At 75.0% G+C, this 23,337-nt stretch carries 24 protein-coding genes; 14 read left to right on the forward strand and 10 right to left on the reverse strand.

The genetic code is table 11. The features are described 5' to 3' along the window. Nucleotides 1-85: 85 nt before the first annotated feature. Complete coding sequence (locus ACFW6A_RS10445; protein ID WP_351855702.1) at nucleotides 86-892, reverse strand: serine protease; 807 nt, start codon at nucleotides 890-892, stop codon at nucleotides 86-88. 229 nt (nucleotides 893-1,121) lie between these two features. Next, complete coding sequence (locus tag ACFW6A_RS10450; protein WP_351855699.1) at nucleotides 1,122-2,177, reverse strand: lipoate--protein ligase family protein; 1,056 nt, start codon at nucleotides 2,175-2,177, stop codon at nucleotides 1,122-1,124. Nucleotides 2,178-2,323: 146 nt separating this feature from the next. Here ACFW6A_RS10450 and ACFW6A_RS10455 point away from each other — a divergent pair, with 146 nt between their 5' ends. The 5 genes from ACFW6A_RS10455 (at nucleotide 2,324) to ACFW6A_RS10475 (ending at nucleotide 7,471) form a co-directional block, all read left to right on the forward strand. Beyond that, a complete protein-coding gene (locus ACFW6A_RS10455; RefSeq protein WP_351855698.1) occupies nucleotides 2,324-3,172 on the forward strand; it encodes an inositol monophosphatase family protein in 849 nt (282 codons plus the stop codon). Between the two features lie 116 nt (nucleotides 3,173-3,288). Then, nucleotides 3,289-4,722 carry a phytoene desaturase family protein gene (locus ACFW6A_RS10460; RefSeq protein ID WP_386483571.1) on the forward strand — a complete coding sequence of 478 codons (1,434 nt, stop codon included), beginning with the start codon at nucleotides 3,289-3,291 and terminating at the stop codon, nucleotides 4,720-4,722. 9 nt (nucleotides 4,723-4,731) lie between these two features. Then, on the forward strand, nucleotides 4,732-5,352 hold the full coding sequence (locus ACFW6A_RS10465) for an L-threonylcarbamoyladenylate synthase (RefSeq protein WP_351855693.1): 621 nt from the start codon (nucleotides 4,732-4,734) through the stop codon (nucleotides 5,350-5,352). 118 nt (nucleotides 5,353-5,470) lie between these two features. Further along, on the forward strand, nucleotides 5,471-6,940 hold the full coding sequence (locus ACFW6A_RS10470; RefSeq protein WP_351855691.1) for an AlkA N-terminal domain-containing protein: 1,470 nt from the start codon (nucleotides 5,471-5,473) through the stop codon (nucleotides 6,938-6,940). Between the two features lie 12 nt (nucleotides 6,941-6,952). After that, nucleotides 6,953-7,471, forward strand: a complete 519-nt coding sequence (locus ACFW6A_RS10475; protein WP_351855689.1) for a methylated-DNA--[protein]-cysteine S-methyltransferase — start codon at nucleotides 6,953-6,955, stop codon at nucleotides 7,469-7,471. On the opposite strand, the gene ACFW6A_RS10480 is transcribed toward ACFW6A_RS10475, so the two are convergent. Next, entirely contained in the window at nucleotides 7,472-8,188 is a 717-nt protein-coding gene (locus tag ACFW6A_RS10480; protein ID WP_351855686.1) for a Sir2 family NAD-dependent protein deacetylase, read from the reverse strand. It abuts the gene before it with no gap. A 65-nt stretch (nucleotides 8,189-8,253) separates the two neighbouring features. Between ACFW6A_RS10480 and ACFW6A_RS10485 the strand changes: the two genes are divergently transcribed. Next, entirely contained in the window at nucleotides 8,254-8,457 is a 204-nt protein-coding gene (locus tag ACFW6A_RS10485) for a type II toxin-antitoxin system VapB family antitoxin (RefSeq protein WP_351855684.1), read from the forward strand. Nucleotides 8,458-8,472: 15 nt separating this feature from the next. Here ACFW6A_RS10485 and ACFW6A_RS10490 read toward each other — a convergent pair whose 3' ends face one another. Together ACFW6A_RS10490 and ACFW6A_RS10495 are read right to left on the reverse strand one after the other, a co-directional pair. Beyond that, entirely contained in the window at nucleotides 8,473-8,964 is a 492-nt protein-coding gene (locus ACFW6A_RS10490; RefSeq protein WP_386639836.1) for an NUDIX domain-containing protein, read from the reverse strand. Nucleotides 8,965-9,114: 150 nt separating this feature from the next. Further along, entirely contained in the window at nucleotides 9,115-10,827 is a 1,713-nt protein-coding gene (locus ACFW6A_RS10495) for a BCCT family transporter (protein WP_351855679.1), read from the reverse strand. A 112-nt stretch (nucleotides 10,828-10,939) separates the two neighbouring features. On the opposite strand from ACFW6A_RS10495, the gene ACFW6A_RS10500 reads away from it, so the two are divergent. Continuing rightward, nucleotides 10,940-12,091, forward strand: coding sequence for a glycerate kinase (locus tag ACFW6A_RS10500; RefSeq protein ID WP_351855676.1), 1,152 nt, complete (start codon nucleotides 10,940-10,942; stop codon nucleotides 12,089-12,091). Between the two features lie 44 nt (nucleotides 12,092-12,135). Here ACFW6A_RS10500 and ACFW6A_RS10505 read toward each other — a convergent pair whose 3' ends face one another. The 3 genes from ACFW6A_RS10505 to ACFW6A_RS10515 are packed head-to-tail and all read right to left on the reverse strand — an operon-like array spanning nucleotide 12,136 to nucleotide 14,402. Then, entirely contained in the window at nucleotides 12,136-12,738 is a 603-nt protein-coding gene (locus ACFW6A_RS10505) for a hypothetical protein (protein WP_386639840.1), read from the reverse strand. Nucleotides 12,739-12,755: 17 nt separating this feature from the next. After that, nucleotides 12,756-13,199 carry a hypothetical protein gene (locus ACFW6A_RS10510; protein ID WP_386639843.1) on the reverse strand — a complete coding sequence of 148 codons (444 nt, stop codon included), beginning with the start codon at nucleotides 13,197-13,199 and terminating at the stop codon, nucleotides 12,756-12,758. Nucleotides 13,200-13,202: 3 nt separating this feature from the next. After that, nucleotides 13,203-14,402, reverse strand: a complete 1,200-nt coding sequence (locus tag ACFW6A_RS10515; RefSeq protein WP_351855669.1) for a helix-turn-helix domain-containing protein — start codon at nucleotides 14,400-14,402, stop codon at nucleotides 13,203-13,205. A 197-nt stretch (nucleotides 14,403-14,599) separates the two neighbouring features. Between ACFW6A_RS10515 and ACFW6A_RS10520 the strand changes: the two genes are divergently transcribed. The 7 genes from ACFW6A_RS10520 to ACFW6A_RS10550 all read left to right on the forward strand — a co-directional run bounded on the left by ACFW6A_RS10520 (nucleotide 14,600) and on the right by ACFW6A_RS10550 (nucleotide 21,682). Next, nucleotides 14,600-15,460 (forward strand): ABC transporter ATP-binding protein, encoded by an 861-nt coding sequence (locus ACFW6A_RS10520; RefSeq protein ID WP_386480094.1) that lies wholly within the window; start codon nucleotides 14,600-14,602, stop codon nucleotides 15,458-15,460. Beyond that, entirely contained in the window at nucleotides 15,457-16,302 is an 846-nt protein-coding gene (locus ACFW6A_RS10525) for an ABC transporter ATP-binding protein (protein WP_351855664.1), read from the forward strand. The genes ACFW6A_RS10520 and ACFW6A_RS10525 overlap by 4 nt, the downstream gene beginning before the upstream one ends. Beyond that, nucleotides 16,299-17,189, forward strand: coding sequence for a branched-chain amino acid ABC transporter permease (locus ACFW6A_RS10530; protein WP_351855661.1), 891 nt, complete (start codon nucleotides 16,299-16,301; stop codon nucleotides 17,187-17,189). Before ACFW6A_RS10525 ends, ACFW6A_RS10530 begins: the two co-directional genes overlap by 4 nt. After that, entirely contained in the window at nucleotides 17,182-18,249 is a 1,068-nt protein-coding gene (locus ACFW6A_RS10535; RefSeq protein WP_351855658.1) for a branched-chain amino acid ABC transporter permease, read from the forward strand. The genes ACFW6A_RS10530 and ACFW6A_RS10535 overlap by 8 nt, the downstream gene beginning before the upstream one ends. Beyond that, nucleotides 18,246-19,511: an ABC transporter substrate-binding protein gene (locus ACFW6A_RS10540; protein WP_351855656.1), complete on the forward strand. Its 1,266-nt coding sequence runs from the start codon at nucleotides 18,246-18,248 to the stop codon at nucleotides 19,509-19,511. Before ACFW6A_RS10535 ends, ACFW6A_RS10540 begins: the two co-directional genes overlap by 4 nt. A gap of 75 nt (nucleotides 19,512-19,586) precedes the next feature. Beyond that, nucleotides 19,587-20,702, forward strand: a complete 1,116-nt coding sequence (locus ACFW6A_RS10545) for a winged helix DNA-binding domain-containing protein (RefSeq protein WP_386639848.1) — start codon at nucleotides 19,587-19,589, stop codon at nucleotides 20,700-20,702. Further along, nucleotides 20,699-21,682 (forward strand): GNAT family N-acetyltransferase, encoded by a 984-nt coding sequence (locus ACFW6A_RS10550; protein WP_386639851.1) that lies wholly within the window; start codon nucleotides 20,699-20,701, stop codon nucleotides 21,680-21,682. Before ACFW6A_RS10545 ends, ACFW6A_RS10550 begins: the two co-directional genes overlap by 4 nt. A gap of 65 nt (nucleotides 21,683-21,747) precedes the next feature. On the opposite strand, the gene pssA is transcribed toward ACFW6A_RS10550, so the two are convergent. Both pssA and ACFW6A_RS10560 read right to left on the reverse strand, forming a co-directional pair. Then, nucleotides 21,748-22,623 carry a CDP-diacylglycerol--serine O-phosphatidyltransferase gene (gene pssA, locus ACFW6A_RS10555; protein WP_351845406.1) on the reverse strand — a complete coding sequence of 292 codons (876 nt, stop codon included), beginning with the start codon at nucleotides 22,621-22,623 and terminating at the stop codon, nucleotides 21,748-21,750. Continuing rightward, entirely contained in the window at nucleotides 22,616-23,272 is a 657-nt protein-coding gene (locus ACFW6A_RS10560) for a phosphatidylserine decarboxylase (protein WP_351845211.1), read from the reverse strand. Before ACFW6A_RS10560 ends, pssA begins: the two co-directional genes overlap by 8 nt. Nucleotides 23,273-23,337: the final 65 nt, after the last annotated feature.

Genomic DNA, 23,337 nt, shown 5'->3' on the forward strand with positions numbered 1-23,337 from the left:
CCCCGCGCGCCCCCCCCGCCCTGGGGGCGGGGCGGGCGGCTCCCCCCCCCCCCCCACGGCTCGTTCTCGTCCGCGCCGGAACCGGTCAGGAGACGGGCGGGGCCACCCCGGTGATCCGGCGGATCCAGGCCAGATGGGCGGTGATCCTGGTGTTCACCGCCGGGGTGTCGGTGGCGCAGCCGCGGCCGTAGGAGACGAGGGCGGCCAGGGTGGGGCGGCCTTCGGGGCCGCGGTGCACCAGGGGGCCGCCGGAGTCGTAGACGCAGGTGTCGCGGCCGGGGGTCCAGGTGCAGAGCTGGGCCGGGGTGAGGCCGTCGACGCCGCGGAGGGCGCAGCCGGCGTTGGAGAGGGTGTCCAGGGTGACCGCGCGCAGCACGGGGGAGGGGTCCCCGCCGAAGGCGGTCGCGCCCCAGCCGACGGCCTCCAGCCGGGTGTGGACGAACGATTCGCCAGGAGCGGGAAGCGGGACGGGACGGACCCCGGCGTCCGGACGGACCGGGGCGGTCAGGGTGATCACGGCGAGGTCGTCGCGCTGGGTGCGGCGGTCGTAGCCGGGGTGGAGCGTGAAGCGGGCGGGGCGGGCCGCGCGCGCGTGGCGGGACTCGGTCGCCGTGCGCAGGTCGTGCTCGCCGAGGAGCACCGCGACCCGGCCGGTGTCGGCGTACGACCCGGTCAGGCAGTGGGCGGCCGTCAGGACGTGGCGGGGGCCGATCAGGACGCCGCCGCAGAACTGCCGGTGGCGCTCGACGTCCACCAGCGCCGCCACGTACGGATGCGCCCCCGGGGCCGCCTCCCGGCCGCCGACGATCGCCGCCGCCTCGCGCGGGGCGACCGGCGCCGTCGCCAGGAACATCCCCAGGAGCGCCGCCGTCAGTGCTCTCGCCCGTCCCAATGTGCCCTCCGCGGCCGTCGACGCAGCATGTCCACGACGTCAACGAGCCGATCCGGAGCAGGTCACCCGTCCGCGCCCGACCACCGACCGGGACCGTGCACACCGACCGCCTCCCGCACACCGACCGCCTCCCGCGCATCGGCGGCTTCCCGCACGGCGGCTTTCCGTACCGGCCGCCTTCTGCGCGCCGACGGCCTCCCGCGCCGACCGCCTCCCGCGCGGCCCGGTCCTACGGCACCCGCGCGGTCCACTCCGGGGACGAGAACTTGGTCTTCGCCAGCTCCTCGGCGGCGGCCAGTTCCTCCTCCGTGACCCGGCCCTCCGCCAGGCCGTACCGCTGCCGGAAGGAGGCGATCATCCGCTCGATGACCGCCTCGCGCGGCAGGCCGGTCTGCCGGCGCAGCGGGTCGACCCGCTTCTTCGCGCTCTTCGTGCCCTTGTCGGAGAGCTTCTCGCGCCCGATCCGCAGCACCTCGGTCATCTTGTCGGCGTCGATGTCGTAGGCCATCGTCACGTGGTGCAGCACCGCGCCGTCGCCGGTCACCATCCGCTTCTGCGCCGCGCCCGCGATCTTCCCGGCCTCGGTCGCGATGTCGTTGAGCGGCTGGTACCAGGCCTTGACGCCCATGTCGCCGAGCGCGCCGAGCACCCAGTCGTCGAGGTAGGCGTAGCTGTCCGCGAAGGTCAGGCCCTGCACCAGCCGGTCGGGGACCGACAGGGAGTACGTGATGGTGTTGCCGGGCTCGATGAACATGGCGCCGCCGCCGCTGATCCGGCGCACCACCCGGATGCCGTGCCGCTCGGCGGCCTCCGGGTCCACCTCGTTGCGCAGCGACTGGAAGCTGCCGATGACGACGGCGGGAGCGCCCCACTCCCAGACCCGCAGGGTCGGCGGCCGGCGGCCGGCCGCGACCTCGGCGGTGAGCACCTCGTCGAGCGCCATGTGCAGGGCGGGGGACTGCGGCGGCTCGTGGATCAGCTGCCAGTCGTAGTCGGTCCAGTCGGTGGCGTGGGCGAGCGCCCGGCGGACCGCGATCCCGACGCCCTCGCTGGTGAGGCCGTACATCACGGTGCCCGGCGGCAGCGCCGCGTCGACGCGGGCCGCGAGCCCGGCGGCGTCGGTGTCGGCGGGGGCGCCCTCCAGGGCCCGGTCGACGGCGAGGATCGCCTCGTCGGGTTCGAGGAAGAAGTCGCCGGCCACCCGGACCCGGGCCAGCGCCCCGTCCACCACGTCGAGATCGACGACGACCAGCTTCCCGCCGGGGACCTTGTACTCGCCGTGCACCGGACCGACCTGCCTCTCAGGAGCCTCGACATCCCGGTTAAGGGGTGAAACGGTCCAAAGCGTACTCCCGGGCGTCCCCGTCCGTCCGGCGCGGGCCCGGCGGAGGCCCCGTACCGGTTGTCGGACCGGCGTGCTTAGCTGGACGCATGATCGATTCCTTCCTTGCGCACGTCCTCGACGGTGGCACGACCGAGGTCGAGGAGGCGGTCCGCAAGGCGGCCGCGGCGGAGATCACCCCGCGCTTCCGGCAGCTCGCCGCCCACGAGATCGTCGAGAAGAAGGGGCCGTTCGACCTGGTGACGGTCGCCGACCGGGCCGCCGAGGAGCACCTCACCGCGTCCCTGACCGCCCTGCTGCCCGGCTCCGTCGTGGTCGGCGAGGAGGCCGTCCACGCGGACCCGGAGCTGTACGGCGCGCTGCGCGGCGACGCGCCCGTCTGGATCGTCGACCCGGTGGACGGCACCCGCCAGTTCGTCCAGGGCGACCCGGCCTTCTGCACCCTGGTCGCCCTCGCCCGCCACGGCGAGCTCCTCGCCTCCTGGACCTACGCCCCGGTCCTCGGCGAGCTGGCCGTCGCCGTCCGGGGCCGCGGCGCCACCCTGAACGGGCAGCCGCTCCGGCCGGGCCCGCCCGCGCCCGGCGCGGTCCTGGAGGTCGCCACCTCGCACCCCGACTACACCACCCCCGACCAGAAGCGGGCCCTGCTCGCCCTGGCCACCGAAGGCGTCCGCCCCCGGCCGTGCGGCTCGGCCGGACTGGAGTACCTCGCCATCGCCCGGGGCGCGCTCGACGCCACCGCCTTCAGCTGGGAGTACGCCTGGGACCACGCGGCCGGACTGCTCCTCGTCACGGAGGCGGGCGGGGCGCACACCACCGTCGCCGGCGAACCCTTCCGGATCGCCGGGGGCAACGCGCTGCCGTTCACCGCGGCCCGGGACGCGGCCACCGCCGAGCGGATCCGCGCCCTCCTCGCCTCCGGCCCGGCCGAGGGCTGACGCGTGCTCACCACCCCCCGCCCGGAACGGAACCCCCCGGAGGGGCCGCCGCCGCACCGCAGGGCCCGGGCCTATCCTGGCCCTGGCGAACCGCCGGCCGACGTGAGGAGCCCGAGGTGACGTCGCTGCTCGATGCCGTGGTCGTGGGGGCGGGGCCCAACGGACTGACCGCCGCCGTGGAACTGGCCCGCCGCGGCCGCTCCGTGGCCGTCTTCGAGGCGAAGGACACCGTCGGCGGCGGCGCCCGCACCGAGGAGCTGACCCTCCCCGGCTTCCGCCACGACCCCTGCTCCGCCGTCCACCCGCTCGGCGCCGGGTCGCCCGTCTTCCGCACCATGCCGCTCGACCGGTACGGCCTGGAATGGCTCCACCCCGAACTGCCCATGGCCCACCCCTGGGACGACGGCACCGCCGCCGTCCTCTCCCGCTCCGTCGCCGAGACCGCCGCCTCCCTCGGCCCGCGCGACGCCGGCACCTACCGCCGGCTCGTCACCCCCTTCCTCGGCAAGTGGGACGCCCTCGCCCGGGACTTCATGCAGCTGCCGCTCACCGCGCTGCCCCGCGACCCGGTCACCCTCGCCCGCTTCGGCCTCCTCGGCCTCCAGCCCTCCACCCGGCTGCTGCGCCGCTTCCGCGACGAGAAGGCCCGCGCCCTCCTCGCCGGCCTGGTCGCGCACGTCATCGCCCCGCTCGACGGCTTCGCCACCTCCGCCGTCGGCCTCGTCTTCGCGCTCGCCGCGCACGCCGGCGGCTGGCCCGTGCCCCGGGGCGGCTCCCAGGCCATCCCGGACGCCCTCACCGCGTACCTCACCGCACTCGGCGGCACCGTCCACACCGGCTACGAGGTCAAGCGCCTCGACGACCTGCCGCCCGCCCGCGCCTACCTCTTCGACACCTCGCCGACCGCCCTCGCCCGCATCACCGGCTTCGGCGCCCACCACTACGCCCACTACCGGTACGGCGCCTCCGCCTTCAAGCTCGACTACGCCCTCGACGGCCCCGTGCCGTGGACCGCCGAGCCCGCCCGCCGGGCCGGCACCGTCCAGATCGGCCCCACCACCCGCGAGATCGACACCGCCCTGCGCCAGGCCTCCTCCGGCACCGCCCCCGACACGCCGTTCCTCATCACCGCCCAGCCCACCCTCGCCGACCCGAGCCGCGCCCCCGAGGGCAAGCACGTCTTCTGGGCGTACGGACACGTGCCCAACGGCTGGCGCGGCGACCTCACCGACGCCGTCGAGCGGCAGATCGAGCGCTTCGCCCCCGGCTTCCGCGACCGGATCCTGGCCCGCGCCACCGCCGGACCGCCCGAACTCGCCGCGCGCAACGCCAACTACATCGGCGGCGACATCGCCTGCGGCGCCGCCAGCGGCCTCCAGCTGGTGCTCCGCCCCACCCTCTCCCCGTGGCCCTACCGCACCCCCCACCCGGCGGTCTTCCTCTGCTCCTCCGCCACCCCGCCCGGCCCCGGCGTCCACGGCATGTCGGGGCACAACGCGGCCAAGGCCGTCTGGCGCCACCTCAGAAGCCTCGACGCCCGGGGAACCTAGACTCGCCCCATGGCCAAGTACATCGACGTCCACCCCGAGAACCCCCAGCCGCGCATCATCGACGGCGTCGCCGACTCGATCCGCAAGGGCGCCCTGGTCGCCTACCCCACCGACTCCTGCTACGCGCTGGGCAGCCGGATCGGCAACCACGACGGCCTCACCCGCATCCGGGAGATCCGCCGCCTCGACGACCGGCACCACTTCACCCTCATGTGCGCGGACTTCGCCCAGCTCGGCCAGCTCGTGCACATCGACAACCGGGTCTTCCGCGCCGTCAAGGCCGCCGTCCCCGGCGCGTACACCTTCATCCTGCCCGGCACCAAGGAGGTGCCCCGCCAGCTGCTCCACCCCAAGAAGAAGACCGTCGGCGTCCGCATCCCCGACCACGTCGCCACCCAGGCGCTGCTCGCCTCGCTCGGCGAACCCCTGCTCTCCAGCACCCTCCTGCTGCCCGACGAGGAGGAGCCGCTGACCCAGGGCTGGGAGATCAAGGAACGGCTCGACCACCAGGTCGACGCGGTCCTCGACTCCGGCGACTGCGGCACCGTCCCCACCACCGTCGTCGACTTCTCCAGCGGCGACCCCGAGATCGTCCGCGTCGGCGCGGGGGACCCCGCCCGCTTCGAGTGACCGAGGCCGGCCGGCCCACCGCCCGGGCCCGGGCGGTGCCCGCGGACCGAACCGGCGGCCGGACGTCCATGTCGTTTTCCTGCCAGCCGGGCGCCCGGGCATCCCCGATCCTGGAGCCATGCACACCGAGACCGAGCGCTGCGTGCGGGCCGTCCAGTCCAAGGACGCCCGCTTCGACGGCGTCTTCTTCACCGCCGTCCGCACCACTCGGATCTACTGCCGGCCCAGCTGCCCGGCCGTCCCGCCGAAGCCCGAGAACATGGAGTTCCACCCCAGCGCCGCCGCCTGCCAGCGGGCCGGCTTCCGGGCCTGCAAGCGGTGCCGCCCCGACACCAGCCCCGGCTCCCCGGAGTGGAACGTGCGGGCCGACGCCGTCGCCCGCGCGATGCGGCTGATCCAGGACGGCGTCGTCGACCGGGAGGGCGTCCCCGGACTCGCCCGCCGTCTCGGCTGGTCCACCCGGCAGGTCGAGCGCCAGCTCCTCGCCGAGCTGGGCGCGGGCCCGCTCGCCCTGGCCCGCGCCCAGCGCGCCCAGACCGCCCGCACCCTCGTCGAGACCACCGCGCTGCCCTTCGGCGAGATCGCCTTCGCCGCCGGCTTCTCCTCGATCCGCTCCTTCAACGACACCGTCCGCCAGGTCTTCGCCCTCACCCCCGGCGAACTGCGCGCCCGCGCCGCCCGGCCCACCGCCCCCCACACCCCCGGAGTGATCTCGCTCCGGCTGCCCTTCCGCGCCCCGCTCGAACCGTCCAACCTCTTCGGCCACCTCGCCGCCACCGCCGTCCCCGGCGTCGAGGAGTGGCGCGACGGCGCCTACCGGCGCACCCTCGCCCTCCCGTACGGCCACGGCATCGTCGCCCTCGCGCCGCGCCCCGACCACATCGCCTGCCGGCTCTCCCTCACCGACCCGCGCGACCTCACCCACGCCATCAGCCGCTGCCGCCGCCTCCTCGACCTCGACGCCGACCCGGTCGCCGTCGACGGCCGGCTGCGCGACGACCCGCTGCTCGCCCCGCTGGTCGACAAGGCGCCGGGCCGGCGCGTCCCCGGCACCGTCGACCCGGCCGAGTTCGCCGTCCGGGCCGTCCTCGGCCAGCAGGTCTCCACGGCCGCCGCCCGCACCCACGCGGCCCGCCTCGTCACCGCCCACGGCGTGCCCGTCGAGGACCCCGAGGGCGGACTGACCCACCTCTTCCCCACCCCGAGGGCGCTCGCCGGGCTCGACCCCGAGACCCTGGCCCTGCCCCGCAGCCGCCGCGCCACCCTGCTCACCCTCGTCCGCGCCCTCGCCGACGGCAGCCTCGTCCTCGGCCCCGACACGGACCGCGCGGAGACCCGCGCCCGGCTCCTCGCCCTGCCCGGCTTCGGCCCCTGGACCACCGAGGTCATCGCCATGCGCGCGCTCGGCGACCCCGACGCCTTCCTCCCCGGCGACCTCGGCGTGCGCCGCGCCGCCGAGGGACTGGGCCTGCCCGGCGCCCCCGCCGCGCTCACCGCCCGCTCCGCCCCCTGGGCGCCCTGGCGGGCCTACGCGGTCCAGTACCTGTGGGCGACCGACAGCCACCCGATCAACCACCTCCCCGCGTAAGGACGTTCCGCCATGCCCCGCACCACCACGCCACGCACGGTCGTGCACACGGTCGTGGACAGCCCCTACGAGCCGCTGACCCTGGTGGCCGTCGACGGCGTCCTCAGCCGCGTCCACATGACCGGCCAGCGCCACCGCCCGCCGGAGGAGACCTTCGGCGAGCCCGACCCCCGCCCCTTCGGCGAGGCGGTCCGCCAGCTCGACGCCTACTTCGCGGGCGAGCTCACCGAGTTCGACCTGCCGCTCCGCCTGGAGGGCACGCCCTTCCAGCTGCGCGTCTGGGAACGGCTCCGGCTCATCCCGTACGGCGAGACCCGCACGTACGGCGAACTCGCCGAGGAACTCGGCAGCCCCGGCGCCTCCCGCGCGGTCGGCCTCGCCAACGGCAGGAACCCGGTCAGCGTCATCGTCCCCTGCCACCGCGTCATCGGCTCCGGCGGCGGCCTCACCGGCTACGGCGGCGGCCTCGACCGCAAGCGGCGCCTGCTCGCCTTCGAATCCGGCGCCCCCGCCGCCGACGCGCTGTTCTAGCTAGCGCAGGCGCTCCAGCAGGGCCGGCAGCGCGGTGCCGATCGGCTCGCGCAGCACCTCGGCGGCCAGCGGGTCGTACGGGGTGGGCTCGGCGTTCACGATGATCAGCCGGGCCCCGTGCTCGGCCGCGATCCCGGCCAGCGAGGCGGCGGGCTGCACCTGGAGGCTCGTACCGACCGCGACGAACACCTCGGCCGCCTTCGCCACCGCCATCGCGTCGCCCAGCACCACCGGGTCGAGCCGCTGCCCGAACATGACGGTCGCCGGCTTGAGGATCCCGCCGCAGTCCCGGCACGCCGGGTCCGGGTCGCCGGCCTCCAGCCGCTCCAGGGCCTCGGCCATCGGCGTCCTGGCACGGCACGCCGTGCACACCACCGACCGCGCGGTGCCGTGCAGTTCGAAGACCTTCCGCTCCGGCACGCCGGCCGCCTGGTGCAGCCCGTCCACGTTCTGCGTGATCACCCGCAGCGCGTGCCCGCTCCGCTCGTACGCGGCGATCGCGCGGTGCGCCGCGTTCGGCTCGGCCGTCAGGACCGGGGCGTCGCGCCGCAGCAGCCAGGAGCGGCGGCGGACGTCCGGGTCCGCCATGTACGGCCCGTAGGTGACCAGCCGTTCGGCCTCCGGGTCCCGGCGCCACAGTCCGTTCGGACCCCGGTAGTCCGGGATGCCCGAGTCCGTGGAGATGCCGGCACCGGAGAGGATCGCGACCATCGTCATGACGGGAGCGTAGGCATCCCGGATCCGCTCCCGCGAGCGGGTTTCCCGGTGCTAGGTTCGCGCGCATGGCCAAGGTGAACATCGCGCTCGACGCCGAACTCGTCGTGGAAGTCATGGTCCTGGCGGGCGTCGGCAGCCCGCAGGACGCCGTGGAGGCCGTCGTCCGCGACTACATCGCGCGCGGCCACCGCACGGAGGCCCGGACGGCCAGCCGCGACGAGGCGAACCGCACCGGCGAGGCGCTGCCGCCGGAGCCGCCGCAGGGCTGACCCCCGGCCGGACGGTCAGGCGGCGGGCAGGCCGTTCTCCAGCTCCGCCGGGCCGGTCCCGTCGGCCAGCACGTCCAGCGCGGCCCGCACCCGCAGGCCCAGGCTGCCCGGCAGGTGCGCCGTGACCTCCGACGGCTCGATCAGCTTCCAGGAGACCAGCTCCTCCTCCTGGAGCCGGATCTCCGCGAACCGCTCCTCGGGCAGCACCCCGCCGTCGTAGAGGTACGCCACGATCGGCGGCCGGGCCGTGCTCTGCGCCCAGTCCACCGCGAGCAGCGGACCGAGCGGCAGGTCCAGGCCGATCTCCTCGGCGGTCTCCCGGCGGGCCGCCTGCCGGGGCGTCTCGCCGGTGTCGGACTCGACGGTCCCGCCGGGCAGCGCCCACCCCTCGCGGTAGTTCGGCTCCACGACCAGGACCCGGCCCCGGGCGTCCCGGAAGAGTGCGGCGGAGGCTGCCAGGACGCGGGGCAGGCCGGCGATGTACGCGGCGTAATCGGTGACGGTCACGGCGTCAGCGTAGCCACCCGCCCCGGCGGCCCGCCGGGGACCGGGCCCCGCGGCGGGGAGCCGGCGGCCCGGCGGGACCGGCCGCCCCGGCAGGACCGCGACGGCGGCGCCCTGGCAGGGTCCCGGTGGCGCCGCCCCCCCCGCGGGGGCTCAGCCCGCCCCGCCGTCCCGCGGCGGTTCGCCGCCCTCCGCGTCCGCGCGGGAGCGGGCCGCGCGGTGCAGCCGGTGGTGCCGGGAGCCGCCGCCCTGCTCGGTCATCGCCTCGCCGACCAGGGCCCGCACCGCGTCCCGCATCCCGTGCAGCGCCTGGTGCCGGGCCGGGCCCGCGCCCGGGTCCTCCCGCAGCTCCTTCACCAGCGCCCAGCACAGCACCAGCATGACCACCACGAACGGCAGGGCCACCAGGATCGTCGCCGTCTGGAGCGAGTCCAGGCCGCCCGCCACCAGCAGCACCGCCGCGACGGCCGCCATCAGCACGCCCCAGGTCACCACCAGCCAGGTCGGAGGGTGCAGCGAGCCCCGGCTGGTCAGCGAGCCCATGACGAGGGAGGCCGAGTCGGCGCTGGTGACGAAGTAGGTCATCACCAGGAGCATCGCCACGACGGAGGTGACCGTGCCGAGCGGCAGCGCCTCCAGCATCGCGAAGAGCGAGGCCTCCGCCCCGTCCTCCACCGCCGTCGCCAGATCGGCCTCGCCCGTGGACTCCAGCCGGATCGCCGTGCCGCCCATCACGCAGAACCAGACCACCGTCGCCCCGGAGGGCACGAGCAGCACGCCCACCAGGAACTCGCGGACCGTCCGGCCGCGCGAGATCCGGGCGATGAAGGTGCCGACGAACGGCGCCCAGGACAGCCACCACGCCCAGTAGAAGATCGTCCACGCGCCCAGCCAGTCGCGGTCGGTGAAGGCGCCGGTGCGGCTCGCCATCGGCAGCAGCTGGTGGAGGTAGCCGCCCACCGAGGCGGGGATCGTGTCCAGGACGTAGACGGTCGGGCCGAGCAGGAAGACGAAGAGCGCCAGGCAGGCGGCGAGCACGATGTTCAGCGTCGACAGCCACTTCACGCCCTTGTGCAGGCCGGAGAAGGCCGACAGGACGAAGGCCGCCGACAGCGAGGCGATGATGATCAGCTCGGTGGCCGTCGAGTCCTCGACGCCCAGGGTGAGGTTCAGCCCCTCGGCCACCTGGAGCGCGCCCAGGCCCAGGCTGGTCGCCGTGCCGAAGACGGTCGCGAAGACCGCGAGCAGGTCGATCGCCCTGCCCTGCCAGGACCTGGCCCGGCGCTCCCCGAGGAGCGGCACGAAGGCGCTGCTCAGCCGGTTGCCGCGGCCCTTGCGGAAGCCGGCGTACGCCAGCGCGAGCCCGGCGATGCCGTAGATCGCCCACGGGGTCAGCGTCCAGTGGAAGAAGGAGTACTCCATCGCGGTCCGGGCCGCCGCGCCCGTCCCCGCGGGGACGCCGCTGTCCGGCGGCGGGTCCAGGAAGTGCTGGAGCGGCTCCCCGACGCCGTAGAACATCAGGCCGATGCCCATGCCGGCGCTGAACATCATCGCGATCCACGCCAGGTTCGTGAACTCCGGCTCGGAGTCGTCCGCGCCCAGCCGGATCCGGCCGAAGCGGCTCAGCGCGAGCACCACGCACAGCACCAGGAACGTGTCGGCGGCGATCACGAACAGCCACGCGAAGTTGGACAGCACCCAGGAGAGGGCAGAGGAGGAGGCGCTGTCGAAGGATTCCTTGCCGAGCGCCGCCCAGCCGACGACCGCGACGACGGCCGCCACGCCGATGCCGATGACCTTCGCATCGGGGGCCTGCCGTTCCGGTACGTGATCCGGAGACGGTCGCTCGTTCATATCCGTGCTCATGTGAGCCCACTATGGTCGGACATTTGCTGTTATCCGGGGGTGGCACGCCGTCTGGCCGTACGGATAGGGTCGGCCCTGGCGCGACTGCCTGTTCGAAAGCAAGGGATGCAAGGTGACGGACGGAGCAGCAACTCAGGTCGCTCACGTGCTCGTGGCGGCCGACAAGTTCAAGGGCTCGCTCACGGCCGTACAGGTCGCGGAGCGGGTCACGGCGGGACTCCGGAAGGTCGTCCCCGACCTCTCGGTCGAGGCCCTGCCCGTCGCCGACGGCGGCGACGGCACGGTCGCGGCGGCCGTCGCGGCCGGCTTCGACCGGCACGAGGTGCGGGTCACGGGACCGGTCGGCGAGACGGTCACCGCCGCGTTCGCGCTGCGCGGCACCACCGCGGTCGTCGAGATGGCGGAGGCGTCCGGCCTCCAGCTCCTCCCCGCCGGTACGTTCGCCCCGCTGACCGCCACCACGTACGGCTCGGGCGAACTGCTGCGCGCCGCGCTCGACGCGGGCGCCACCACGATCGTCTTCGGCGTCGGCGGCAGCGCCACCACCGACGGCGGCGCCGGCATGCTCGCCGCGCTCGGCGCCCGCTTCCTCGACGCGGCCGGCGAGCCGGTCGGCCCCGGCGGCGCGGCCCTCGCGGACCTGGACTCCGCCGACCTCTCCGGACTCGACCCGCGCTTCGCCGGCGTCGAGTTCATCCTCGCCAGCGACGTCGACAACCCGCTGACCGGCCCCAAGGGCGCGCCCGCCGTCTACGGCCCGCAGAAGGGCGCCACGCCCGAGGACGTCGAGACCCTCGACGCGGCCCTCGCCCACTACGCGCTGGTCCTGGAGAAGGCGATCGGCCCGAAGGCCACCGAGCTGGCCGCCTCCCCCGGCGCGGGCGGCGCGGGCGGCATCGGCTACGGCGCCCTCCTCCTCGGCGCGGGCTTCCGCCCCGGCATCGAGCTGATGCTGGAGGTCCTCGGCTTCGCCCCCGCCCTGGAGCGCGCCACCCTCGTCATCACCGGCGAGGGCTCCCTCGACGAGCAGACCCTCCACGGCAAGGCCCCCGCGGGCGTCGCCGCCGCCGCGCGTGCGGCCGGCAAGGAGGTCGTCGCCGTCTGCGGCCGCCTCGCCCTCCCCCCGGAGACCCTCGGCGCCGCCGGCATCCGCCGCGCCTACCCCCTCTCCGCCCTGGAGCCGGACCCGGCCAAGTCCATCCCGAACGCCGGCCCCCTCCTGGAAGAGGTCGCCTCCCACATCGCCCGGGACTTCCTGGCATAGCGGGTACGGGCCGGGCGTCCCCTGGCGCCCGGCCTCCGCGGCCGTCAGCCCGCGTCGACCGTCCGGCCCGGCGCGCCGGTCGACGGGTTCAGCGTGATCCGCGTCGTACCGTCGCCGCCGGTGACCAGGAGGGCGTCCGGGCCGTCCCAGGCGACCGCGACGAAGCCCGACCGCTCGCCGAACGTGGCCACCGGATGGCTCCGGGCGGTGAGACCCGAGCCGGAGACCACCGTCACCCGCCACAGCGGGTCGATGAGCGCGGCGCCCGTCTCCACCGTCACGTACCGCTCCGCGCCGCCCGGCGCGGCCCAGCGCTCCGACTCCTCCCAGCCGGGGGACAGGAAGTCGCCGAGGACCACCCGCACGAACACGAGCAGGACGGCCGCCGCCGCGCACACGGCGACCAGCCCCTCACGCGCCCACCCCCGCCTGCCCGCCGACCGGACGCCCACCCCGCACAGCACCGCCGCGGCGAACCAGTACGGCCAGGGCGCCCCGAACACGGTCAGCAGAACCACCAGCCGCGTCGACTCCGCCACCAGGGACCCCAGCGCCTGGACCACCGGAGCAAGCAGCCCCACGGCGATCAGCGCCTTCCCCGGAGTCGTCCGCCGTGGTGTCCTACGCGTGTTCGTCAGCATGGTCACGGGGGGATCCTGCCAGGTCACCCGGATGCGCGTACGTACTCGGCCGAGGTAGCCCCGTCGAAGCCGTAGAGGGTCGCCCGCCGGCCGGACTCGTCGGCGTACAGGCTTCTGGCGGCCGGGAACTCCAACTCGACCAGATTCGGCTCGTCGGGGATGCCCACCCTCCAGGTCCCCCTGCGTGGTGCCCCGACCTCCGACGGCGTCTCGGTGAGCTCGAACGTACGGTCCTCGCGCAGTGTCAGGCGCCCGTCGCCGCCTTCCTCGGTCCAGACACCGACGACGTCAGCGGCCTCCAGGTAGCGCGGACCGCCGGTGGCGACGGTGTACAGCGTTCCCAGCACGGCCAGCACGAACACGGCGAGGACGATCGACGGCACCACCACCACCCAGGCGGGCACGGGCGTCTTCCCTGACCCGGGCGGTTCCGGCGGGGCCGTGGACAGCGAAGGCTCGGACGTCATGCCTCACCCTGACGCGGTCAGCCGGAAGGCGTCCAGTGCCAAGGTCATCTCCGTGAGGTCCCGCGGCCGGGACAGCGAGCGGGACGTCAGCTGCTCCAGTCGGCGCAGCCGGTTGAAGACCGTGTTGCGGTGGCAGTAGAGCCGGCCCGCCGCCCGCCCCGCCGAACCCTCGCACTCCAGCCACGCGTCCAGGGTCTCCAGGAGCACCGCCCGGTCCGCCGGGTCCAGTTCGAGGAGCCCGCCGAGGACGTCCGTGACCAGGAGCTCCGCCAGGTCCGGCTGGCCCACGATCAGCGCCCCGGCCATCCGGCGGTCCAGCCGGACCACCTGACGGCTGCCGGACGGGCAGGTGCGCAGGGCCAGTTCGGCGAGCCTGCGGGCCCGGCCCAGCTCGGTGAGGCCCGTCACCACCGGGCTGATCCCGCCCGGACCCGGGGCCCGCCCGTCGAGGAGCTCCGCCAGCGCGTCCAGGCTCGTACCGTCGGCCAGCGCCACCACCCCGACCTCGCAGTCGGCCCGCATCCGCCACAGGAACCGCAGCCCCTCCGCCCGCACCTGGCGGTGGAAGGGCTCGCGCTCCTCCCGCCGGTCGGGCCGCAGCACCACCACCGCGTACCGCCCCTGCTCCGGCAGGTCCAGGCCCGCCGCCGCCCGCGCCACCAGCTCCGGTCCCCGCTGGCCCTGCAACAGGGCGTCCAGCAGCGCCTGGAGCTGCTCGTCCGTCCGCCGCCGCAGCTCCGCCTCCGTCGCCCGGTACGCCTCCGAGGCCCGGTCCGCCTGCGCGTCCACCGCCGACCACACCGTCGTCGCCGACTGCATCAGCGCCGCGAGCTGGACCGCGTCCGGGCCCGCGCCCTCGATCAGCGCGTCCCACACCAGGTGCCCCGCGTGCCGGTACGCGTGCACCACCAGCTCCAGCGGCATGCCCTGCTCGGCCCGCCGCCGGCCCATCAGCTCCGCGTGCTCCAGGTCCCGCCGGGGGGAGTGCCGCGGCGCCGAGATCATCTCGATGCCGATCCGGATCGCCTCGTGCGCCTCCTGCCAGTGCTGGTCGTAAGGCACGATCCGCCCGTAGGCGGGCTCGTACGCGTGGAGTTCCGTCAGATGCTCGTCCACCAGCTCCGGCACCCGCTCCAGAAGCGTCGTGCACGCGCGGGCGAGCACCTTCCAGTCGTCACCGGTCCGCCGTCTGCGCCGTCCCATGCCAGGGAGCATCCACCGCCCCGCCCCCGACGGCAACGCCCTGACGCGCAGCGTTGTGCGCATGCACAGCCCTCCGGCGGCCCCGCTGGTCACCGGCAGCGTTTGTGCCGCCGGGCGTGGACGAGCGGTCCGGCGCGGTGCTGGGGTGAGCGCCACCGAACGGCCGAGTAACAACGGCGGCCGGGAAAAGGGGAGTCATGGGAGGTACCGCACCCGCCCTGACGGTGACGGATCTGACGGCGGGATACGGACCGGTGCACGCGCTGCGGCGCGTGTCCCTGACCGTGCCCGCGGGGGCCGTCGTCACCGTCCTCGGCGGCAACGGCGCCGGCAAGTCCACACTGCTGCGGGCGGTCTCGCGCACGCTGCGCTTCCACGGCGGGGCCGTGGTCTCCGGCACGGTCACCGCGGCCGGCCTGCCGCTCGACGGCCTGCCGCCCGACCGGGTCGTGGCCGCCGGCGTCTGCCAGGTCCCCGAGGGCCGGCAGGTCTTCGCCCGCATGTCCGTCGAGGACAACCTGCGGGCCGGCGGACTCGCCCGGCGCGGCGACCGCACCGCGAAGGCCGCCGCGCTGCGCCGGGTCCACGAGCTGTTCCCCGTCCTCGCCGAGCGGTCCCGGCAGCCCGCCGGACTGCTCTCCGGCGGAGAGCAGCAGATGCTCGCCGTCGGCCGCGCCCTGATGGCCGCCCCGGAACTGCTGCTCCTCGACGAACCCTCGCTCGGCCTAGCCCCGCTGATGGCCGCCCGCATCGCGGACGCGGTCCGCGAGATCAACGCCCAGGGCACGGCGGTGCTGCTGGTCGAGCAGAACGCGGCGCTCGCGCTGAAGCTCGCCTCCCACGCGTACGTCCTGGAGGTCGGCGAGGTCACCCTCTCCGGCCCCGCCGCCGAACTCGCCGCCTCGGACGAGGTCCGCCGCCGCTACCTGGGCGTCGTGGACGCCGAGGCGGCGGCGGACGCCGCCCGCGCCGAGGCCACCCACCCCGTCCTGCCCCGCTGGGACGAAGAGGCCCGGGTCCCCGCCCGCGGCCCCCGCCGCAAGGAGACACCCCGATGACCACCCCGGACGGGCCGGCCGTGCCCGCCCCGCGCACCCCCGCGCCCGGCGCCGCACCGGCCCGCGACGACGTCCCCGCCCTCACCGTCACCGGCCTCACCGTCCGCTTCGCCGGACTCACCGCCCTCGACGGCGTCGACTTCACCGTCCGCCCCGGCACCGTGCACGCCCTCATCGGGCCCAACGGCGCCGGCAAGTCCACCTGCTTCAACGTGCTCTCCGGGGTGTACCGGGCCACCTCCGGCTCCGTACGCCTCGGAGAGCACGAGCTGACCGACCTGCCCCCGCACCGGATCGCCGGCCTCGGCGTGGGCCGGATCTTCCAGAACCTGGCGCTGCCGCCGCGCGCCACCGTCGAGGACAGCCTGATGCTCGGCCGCCACCGGCTCACCCGCACCGGCTTCCTCGCCGCCGGGCTCCGGCTGCCGTCCGCCGCCCGCGAGGAGGCCCGCCACCGGGCCCGCGTCCGGGAGATCGCCGGTTTCGTCGGCCTCGGCGACCAGCTCGCGAAACCCGCGGGCTCCCTTCCGTACGGACAGCAGAAGCTCGCCGAACTGGCCCGCGCCCTCTGCATGGAGCCCACCCTGCTCCTCCTCGACGAACCGGTCGCCGGCATGACCGCCGACGAACGGCTCCGCACCGCCGCCGTCATCGCCGGCGTCCGCGACGGCCTCGGCATCTCCGTGCTCCTCGTCGAGCACGACATGGGCCTGGTGATGCGGCTCGCCGACTCCGTCACCGTCCTCGAATTCGGCCGCCGGATCGCCGACGGCAGCCCCGCCGACGTACAGAACGACCCGGCGGTCGTCCGCGCCTACCTCGGAGAGGAGACCGCCGCGTGAGCACCTTCGCCGAGTTCCTCATCAACGGGCTCTCCCTGGGCTCCGTCTACGCCCTCATCGCCCTCGGCTTCGTCGTCATCTTCCGCGCCACGGAGGTCGTCAACTTCGCCCACGCCTCCCTGCTCCTCGCCGGCGGCTACCTCGTCGCCGTCCTCCACGAACCGCTCGGCTTCTGGCCCGCCCTCGCCGCCGGGGTCGCGGGCGCGGCCGTCGTCGGCGCCGCCGTCGAGTTCCTCGTCATGCGCCGCCACCGGGGAGGCGACCACAGCGTCCTCGCCATCGTCACCATCGGCGTCGACATCCTCCTGGCCACCGAGCTGACCCGCCGGATCGGCACCGACATCCTCGCCCTCGGCGACCCGTGGGGCGACGCCGTCGTCACCCTCGGCCCGGTGACGATCGCGGAGACCCGGATCGCCGCCCTGCTCGCCGCCGCCCTCCTGATCACCGCCTTCCTGCTCGCCTTCCGGCACACCTCCTGGGGCGTCGCCATGCGGGCCGCCGCCGAGAGCCAGGAGACCGCCGCGCTGATGGGCGTCCGGCTCGGCCGGGTCTCGCTCGGCGCCTGGGCGGTCGCCGGTGCCCTGGCCGCGGTCGCCGCGCTCTTCCTCACCGTCTTCCCCACCCCGGGCCTGGAGCGCGGCACCTCGCTCGCCGCCCTCAAGGCCTTCCCCGCCGCGATCCTCGGCGGCCTCGACTCCACCACCGGCGCGCTCGCCGGCGGACTGATCGTCGGCGTCACCGAGTCCCTCGCCACCGGCTACCAGTCCGACCTCGCCTTCCTCGGCCGGGGGATCGGCGACCTCGCCCCCTACCTGGTGATGGTCGCGGTGCTGCTGATCCGCCCGGCCGGCCTCTTCGGCACCAAGGAGCTCGCCCGTGTCTGAGCGCCGCAGGATCCCCGCGCGGGCGTACGGCTACGCCGCCGCCGGTCTCGTGCTCCTCGCCCTCCCCTTCTACCTGGAGCGGTTCTGGCTCCAGGCCGGGCTCTTCGCCATGGCCGCCGCCCTCGGCGCCGTCGGCATCAACCTGCTCACCGGCGCCACCGGCCAGCTCTCCATGGGCCACGCCTTCTTCCTCGCCGTCGGCGCCTACGGCTACTGCGCGCTGGCCGGCGACGGCACCGACGGGCTCGCCGGCCTCGGCCTGCCCGGCTGGCTCGCCGCCGTCCTCGCCGTCGGCCTCGCGGGCCTCGCGGGCGGGGCGTTCAGCCCCATCGCGGGCCGGCTGCACGGCGCGTACCTCGGCATCGCCACCCTCGCGCTGATCTTCATCGGCCAGCACGTCCTCTTCAACGCCCACGGCCTCACCGGCGGCTACAACGGCCGCGCCGTGCCGCCGCTGAACCTCTTCGGCCTCACCTTCGACGACACCGAACTCCTCGTCGCCCAGGTGCCGTTCGGCGCCGTCGAGAAGCTCTGGTACCTGGGCCTGGCCCTGCTCCTCGCCGGGGTGCTGTTCGCCCGCGGCGTGCTCAAGGGCCGGCCCGGGCGCGCCATGAACGCCATCCGCGACCACCGGATCGCCGCCGGCGTCCTGGGCATCCCGGTCGCCCGGCACCGCGCCGCCGTCTTCGTCCTCTCCTCCATGTACGCGGGCCTCGCCGGCGTGCTGCTCGCCCTGGTCTTCCAGCGGACCGTGCCCGAGTACTTCGGCATGGCGCTCTCCCTGGAGTACCTGGCGATGATCGTCATCGGCGGGCTCGGCTCCGTCGCCGGGGCGGTCGCGGGCGGGGTCTTCGTCGCCCTGCTCCCGCAGCTCCTGAACCGGTACGCCGAAGCCCTGCCGCTGGTCTCCGCCCCCGGCACCGGCGGCATCGCCCCCGGCGAGGCCGCCCGCTACCTCTACGGCGCCGCCGTCGTCGGCACCGTCCTCTTCCTGCCCGGCGGCCTCGTGAGGCTCGTCGCGCGAACCCCGATCCACCGACCCTCAGGGGAGACTCGATGAACCACAGACGACAGGCCGTGCGGGGCCTCGCCGCGGCGCTCGCGACACTGGTCGCGCTCACCGCCGCCGGATGCAGCTCCAAGGCGAAGTCCGGTGACGCCGAGGCGACCGGCGCGGGCGGGGTGAAGATGGGCGAGGGCGTCACCGACACCACCATCACGCTCGGCGCGCTCACCGACATGACCGGCGTCTACGCCACCCTCGGCAAGAGCGTCACCCAGGCCCAGCAGCTGTGGGTGAAGCAGACCAACGCCGCGGGCGGCATCTGCGACCGCAAGCTGGAGCTGACCGTCCGCGACCACGGCTACGACCCGCAGAAGGCGCTCGCCGCCTACACGGAGCTGGAGCCCAAGGTCGTCGGCTACGCCCAGTTCATCGGTTCCCCGTTCGTCGCCGCCGTCAAGCAGCGCGTCGACGGCCAGGACAAGGGCCTGGTCATGCCCCAGGCCTGGTCGGCCTCCCTCCTCGGCTCCCCGTACATCCGCGTCCTCGGCGCCACCTACGACGTCGAGACGATCAACGCGGTCGACTTCCTCGTCACGGAGAAGGGCCTGAAGAAGGGCGACAAGCTCGGCCACGTCTACTTCGAGGGCGACTACGGCGAGAACGCCCTCAAGGGCTCGAAGTACGCCGCCGAGCAGGCCGGCCTGACCGTCGTCGAGCAGAAGATCAAGCCGACCGACAACGACATGTCCGCGCAGGTCGCCGCGCTCAAGCAGGCCGGCGTGAAGGCGGTCCTGGTCAGCGCCGGCCCGCGCCAGGCCGCCTCCCTGGTGGGCGTCGCCGCCGCGACCGGCCTGCGGGTCCCGGTCGTCGGCAACAACTCCGCCTTCGCCCCCCAGCTCCTCGGCACCCAGGCGGGCCCGGCCCTGGAGAAGATGTACTGGTTCGCCTCCCCGAGCCTCCCCATCGGCGCCGACACCCCCGTCGCGAAGAAGCTCGCCGCCGACTACGCGGCCGCCTATCCCGAGGACGGCCTCGACAACGGCGTCGTGGCCGGCTGGACCGCCGCGACCGCCTTCGGCGAGATCCTGAGGAAGGCGTGCGAGAAGGGCGACCTCACCCGCGAGGGCGTCAGCAAGGCGCTCCTCATCCTCAACGCCCACGACCCCGGCTTCGGCATGACCCACGACTTCACCGACCCGAAGTCGCCCTCCTCCCGCCAGTCCGTCATCGTCCAGCCCGACAAGAAGGCCGCCGGTGGCATGCGCACGGTCCGGCAGCCCTTCGTCTCCGAGGCGGCGAAGACCTACACCCCCTGACGGTCCCTCCGGCCGGTCCCGTGTCCCCGCGGGAAGAGGACGGAACCTGTCCTCCTCCCGTGGGAACGTGACGCCATGACCGTCCTCACCACCCGCGCCCTGGGCCGCGCCACCCTCGCCCGCCAGCTCCTGCTCGACCGCACCGCCGCCCCGGCCGCCGAGGTCGTCACGCACCTCTGCGGCCTGCAGGCGCAGGAACCGCAGGAACCGTTCACCGGGCTCTGGTCGCGGATGCGGGACTTCCGCCCGCGGGAGCTGGACGGCCTCCTCACCGCGCGCGAGGTCGTCCGCCTCCCCCTGATGCGCCGCACCCTCCACCTCGTCACCGCCGACGACGCCCTGGCCTGGCGCGCCCGCCACGACGCCATGCTCCGCCAGAAGGTCCTCACCACCTACCGGACCGAACTGGCCGGAGTCGACCCCGACGAGCTGGCCGCCGCCGGCCGCGCCGTGATGGCCGACGGCGAGCCCCGCACCACGGCCGAACTCGTCGAGGCGGTCTCCCGCCGCCGCCCCGGGCCCCCGGGCCGGGCCTTCGGCGAGCTCCTCGTCGCCGCCGTGGTCCCGACGGTCCAGCTGCCCCCGCGCGGCCTGTGGGGCTCCCGTGCCGGCGTGCGCCACGCCACCCTCGACGGCTGGCTCGGCCGCCCGGTCCCGCCCCTCCCCGACGACCCCGCCGACCCCGTCGGGCAGGACCTCGTACGCCGCTACCTCGCCGCCCACGGCCCCGCCGCCTCCGCCGACCTGCGCGCCTGGTGCGGCCTCGCCGGGCTGCCCGCCGCCGTCAGGGCCGTCCGGGACGAGCTCGTCTCCTTCCGCGACGAGCGGGGCCGCGAACTCCTCGACCTGCCCGACGCGCCCCGCCCGGACCCGGACACCCCCGCCCCCGTCCGCTTCCTGCCCGCCTTCGACAACGCGATCCTCGGCTACCGGGACCGGAGCCGGATCATCGACGACGCCCACCGCCTGCTCTCCGTGGCCGGCGAGCGGGTCGCCCTGGTCGACGGCCGGGTCTCCGCCACCTGGACCCTGCGCGAGGGAGCCCTCCTCGTCACCCCGCTCCGGCCCCTCTCCCGGGCCGAGCGGACCGCCGTGACGGAGGAGGGCGCCGCGCTCGCCGCGTTCCTCACCGGCGGGGCCGACGGCGCCGTCACCTCGCCGAAACCTGCCGATGTGATCCTCGGGCCATGAACGTGACGATCGAGGAGAACGCCGCCCACCCCCGCCTGCCCGCCCTGCTCACCGCCTACCACCTCGCCACCGAGGCCGAGAAGGGCGCCGCAGTGTCCGGTCCGGCCGACCTGCCGGCCGCGCGCCGCGCCGAGGCCGAGGACCCCGTCGCCGCCTTCGCCGCCGACACGGTCCTGCTCGCGCGGGCCGGGGCGACGGGCGAGGCGCTCGGCTGCCTGGTCCTGAAGGCCGGGGCCGTACCGGAGATCAAGCGGGTCTGGGTCGAGCCCGGGGCCCGCGGGCAGGGGCTGGCCGGCGCGCTGATGGGGGAGGCGCTGCGCCGGGCCGCCGCGGCGGGCGCCCCCGCCGTACGGCTCACGGTCTGGGAGTGGCGCGCGGGGCCCCTCGCCCTCTACCGCAAGCTCGGCTTCGCGCCCGCCGACCCGTGGGACGACCGCCCGGGCCTGCTCTGCCTGGAGAAGCGGCTCGCCCCCGGCGACCGCGTCGAGCTCCTCGCCCCCGAGGCCGTACGCGCCCGTGCCGCCGCTCTCGGCGCGCTCCTGGTGGACGCCGTGGACGGCGGCGCCTCCGTGGGCTTCCCGGCGCCCGTGGAGCCCGCCGAGGCGACCGCCTGGTGGGCCGGGACCGCGGGCACCCGGGACGTGTGGGCGGCCTTCGGGCCGGACGGGGCCGTCACCGGCGCCGTCACCCTCCTGCGTACCGCCACCGCCAACGGCCGGCACCGCGGCGAGATAGCCCGGCTCCTCGTCCACCGCTCGGCCCGCGGCCGGGGGACGGGGCGCCGCCTCCTGGCCGCCGCCGAGGCCCACGCGGCCGCCACCGGCCTCACCCTGCTCGTCCTGGACACCCAGACCGACAGCCCCGCCGAGCGGCTGTACCGGGGCGCCGGGTGGACGCCGGCCGGCACGATCCCCGCGTACGCCGCCGACCCGGCCGGGGTCCTGCGGCCCACCACCCTCTACTACAAGCTCCTGGCGTGACGACATGACGAAGGGCCCGGAAGCGCATCGCTTCCGGGCCCTTCGTCATGTCGTCCGGCGGGGGGTCAGCGCAGCTGCGCCGCCTCCGCCTGCCGTGCCTCCCGGCTCTCCCGCCGGTTGCCGCGGAAGGTGTTCACCCGGCGGGCCGTCGCGAAGAGGGGGATCACGGCGCCCAGCACGACCTGGAGGGCGCACCCGGTCTGGAGCAGGAACTGCCCGCCGGGGGCGTCGAACGCCCAGGCGGCCAGCATGGCCATCGCGCCGACGATCCAGCTGAGCATCGCCGCCGCGAGGACGCCCCGCGGCTTCGGGTACTCGACCCGGCTCACCATCAGCCACGCCGTGCCGATGATCGCCAGCAGCGTCGGGACGAACGGCAGCTCGAGCAGGATGATCGAGACCACCGTCAGCGCGCCGAAGGGGCTCGGCATGCCCTGGAACATGCCGTCCTTCATCGTCACGCAGGAGAACCGCGCGAGCCGCAGCACCACCGCGAGCAGCACCACGATCGCGGCGACCGCCGAGACCTTCTGCTGCGCGTCGTCCGCGACCATGCCGTAGACGAGCACGAAGTAGGCCGGGGCCAGACCGAAGCTGATCAGGTCCGACAGGTTGTCGAGCTCGGCGCCCATCGGCGAGCTGCGGAGCTTGCGCGCCACGATGCCGTCGAAGAGGTCGAAGATCGCCGCGCACAGCATCAGTATCACGGCGGTGGCGGCGCTGTTGCGCGCCATGCCCGTCTCCGTGCTGCCGGTGAGGTGCGGGATGAGGATGCCCGTGGTGGTGAAGTACACCGCCATGAATCCACACGTGGCGTTGCCGAGCGTGAGGGCGTCCGCTATGGACAGCCTCAGCGACAGCGGCATCTCCTCCGCCGCTTCGGCCGCCTCCGCCTCGGCGTCGGCGGCCCAGTCGGCGGCGCGTGTGTCGGGATCAATCACGGTCAATGCGAGTCACCCCCGCGGTCGTGACCTGTCCGACCTCGACGGCGACCTCGACACCCTCCGGGAGGTAGATGTCGACCCGCGAGCCGAAGCGGATCAGGCCGATCCGGTCACCCTGCTCGACCTTCGTCCCCTGCGGGATGTACGGCACGATGCGCCGCGCCACGGCACCCGCGATCTGGACCATCTCGATGTCACCGAGTTCGGTGTCGAAGTGCCAGACGACGCGCTCGTTGTTCTCGGACTCCTTGTTGAAGGCCGGGACGAAGCCGCCGGGGACGTGCTCCACCGAGGTCACCGTGCCGGCCAGCGGCGCACGGTTGACGTGCACGTTCAGCGGGCTCATGAAGATGGCGACCCGGGTGCGCCCGTCCTTCCACGGCATGATGCTCTGCACCACGCCGTCGGCGGGGGAGATGACCCGGCCCCGAGCGATCTCGCGCTCGGGGTCGCGGAAGAACCACAGCATGCCGGCCGCGAGCGCGGTGGTCGGCACGGCGATGGCCCGGGCGCGCTTCGAGCGGCCCGAGCGCGCGAGGCTGAGGGCCGCCGTGGCGACGGTCGGCAGAAGCCACGGCGATGCTCCGCGTGCGATGCGTGCGCCCTTGAGGCTGTCGCGGTGTGCAGAGTTTGGGCTGTGGGGCATGGATGACCTTCGTAGCGGATGATGCCGCGCTGGCAACGGGGGACGGCGGCTTTCCGGCGATGCTA

The sequence above is a fragment of the Streptomyces sp. NPDC058758 genome, assembly GCF_042746075.1.
Lineage (GTDB): Bacteria > Actinomycetota > Actinomycetes > Streptomycetales > Streptomycetaceae > Streptomyces.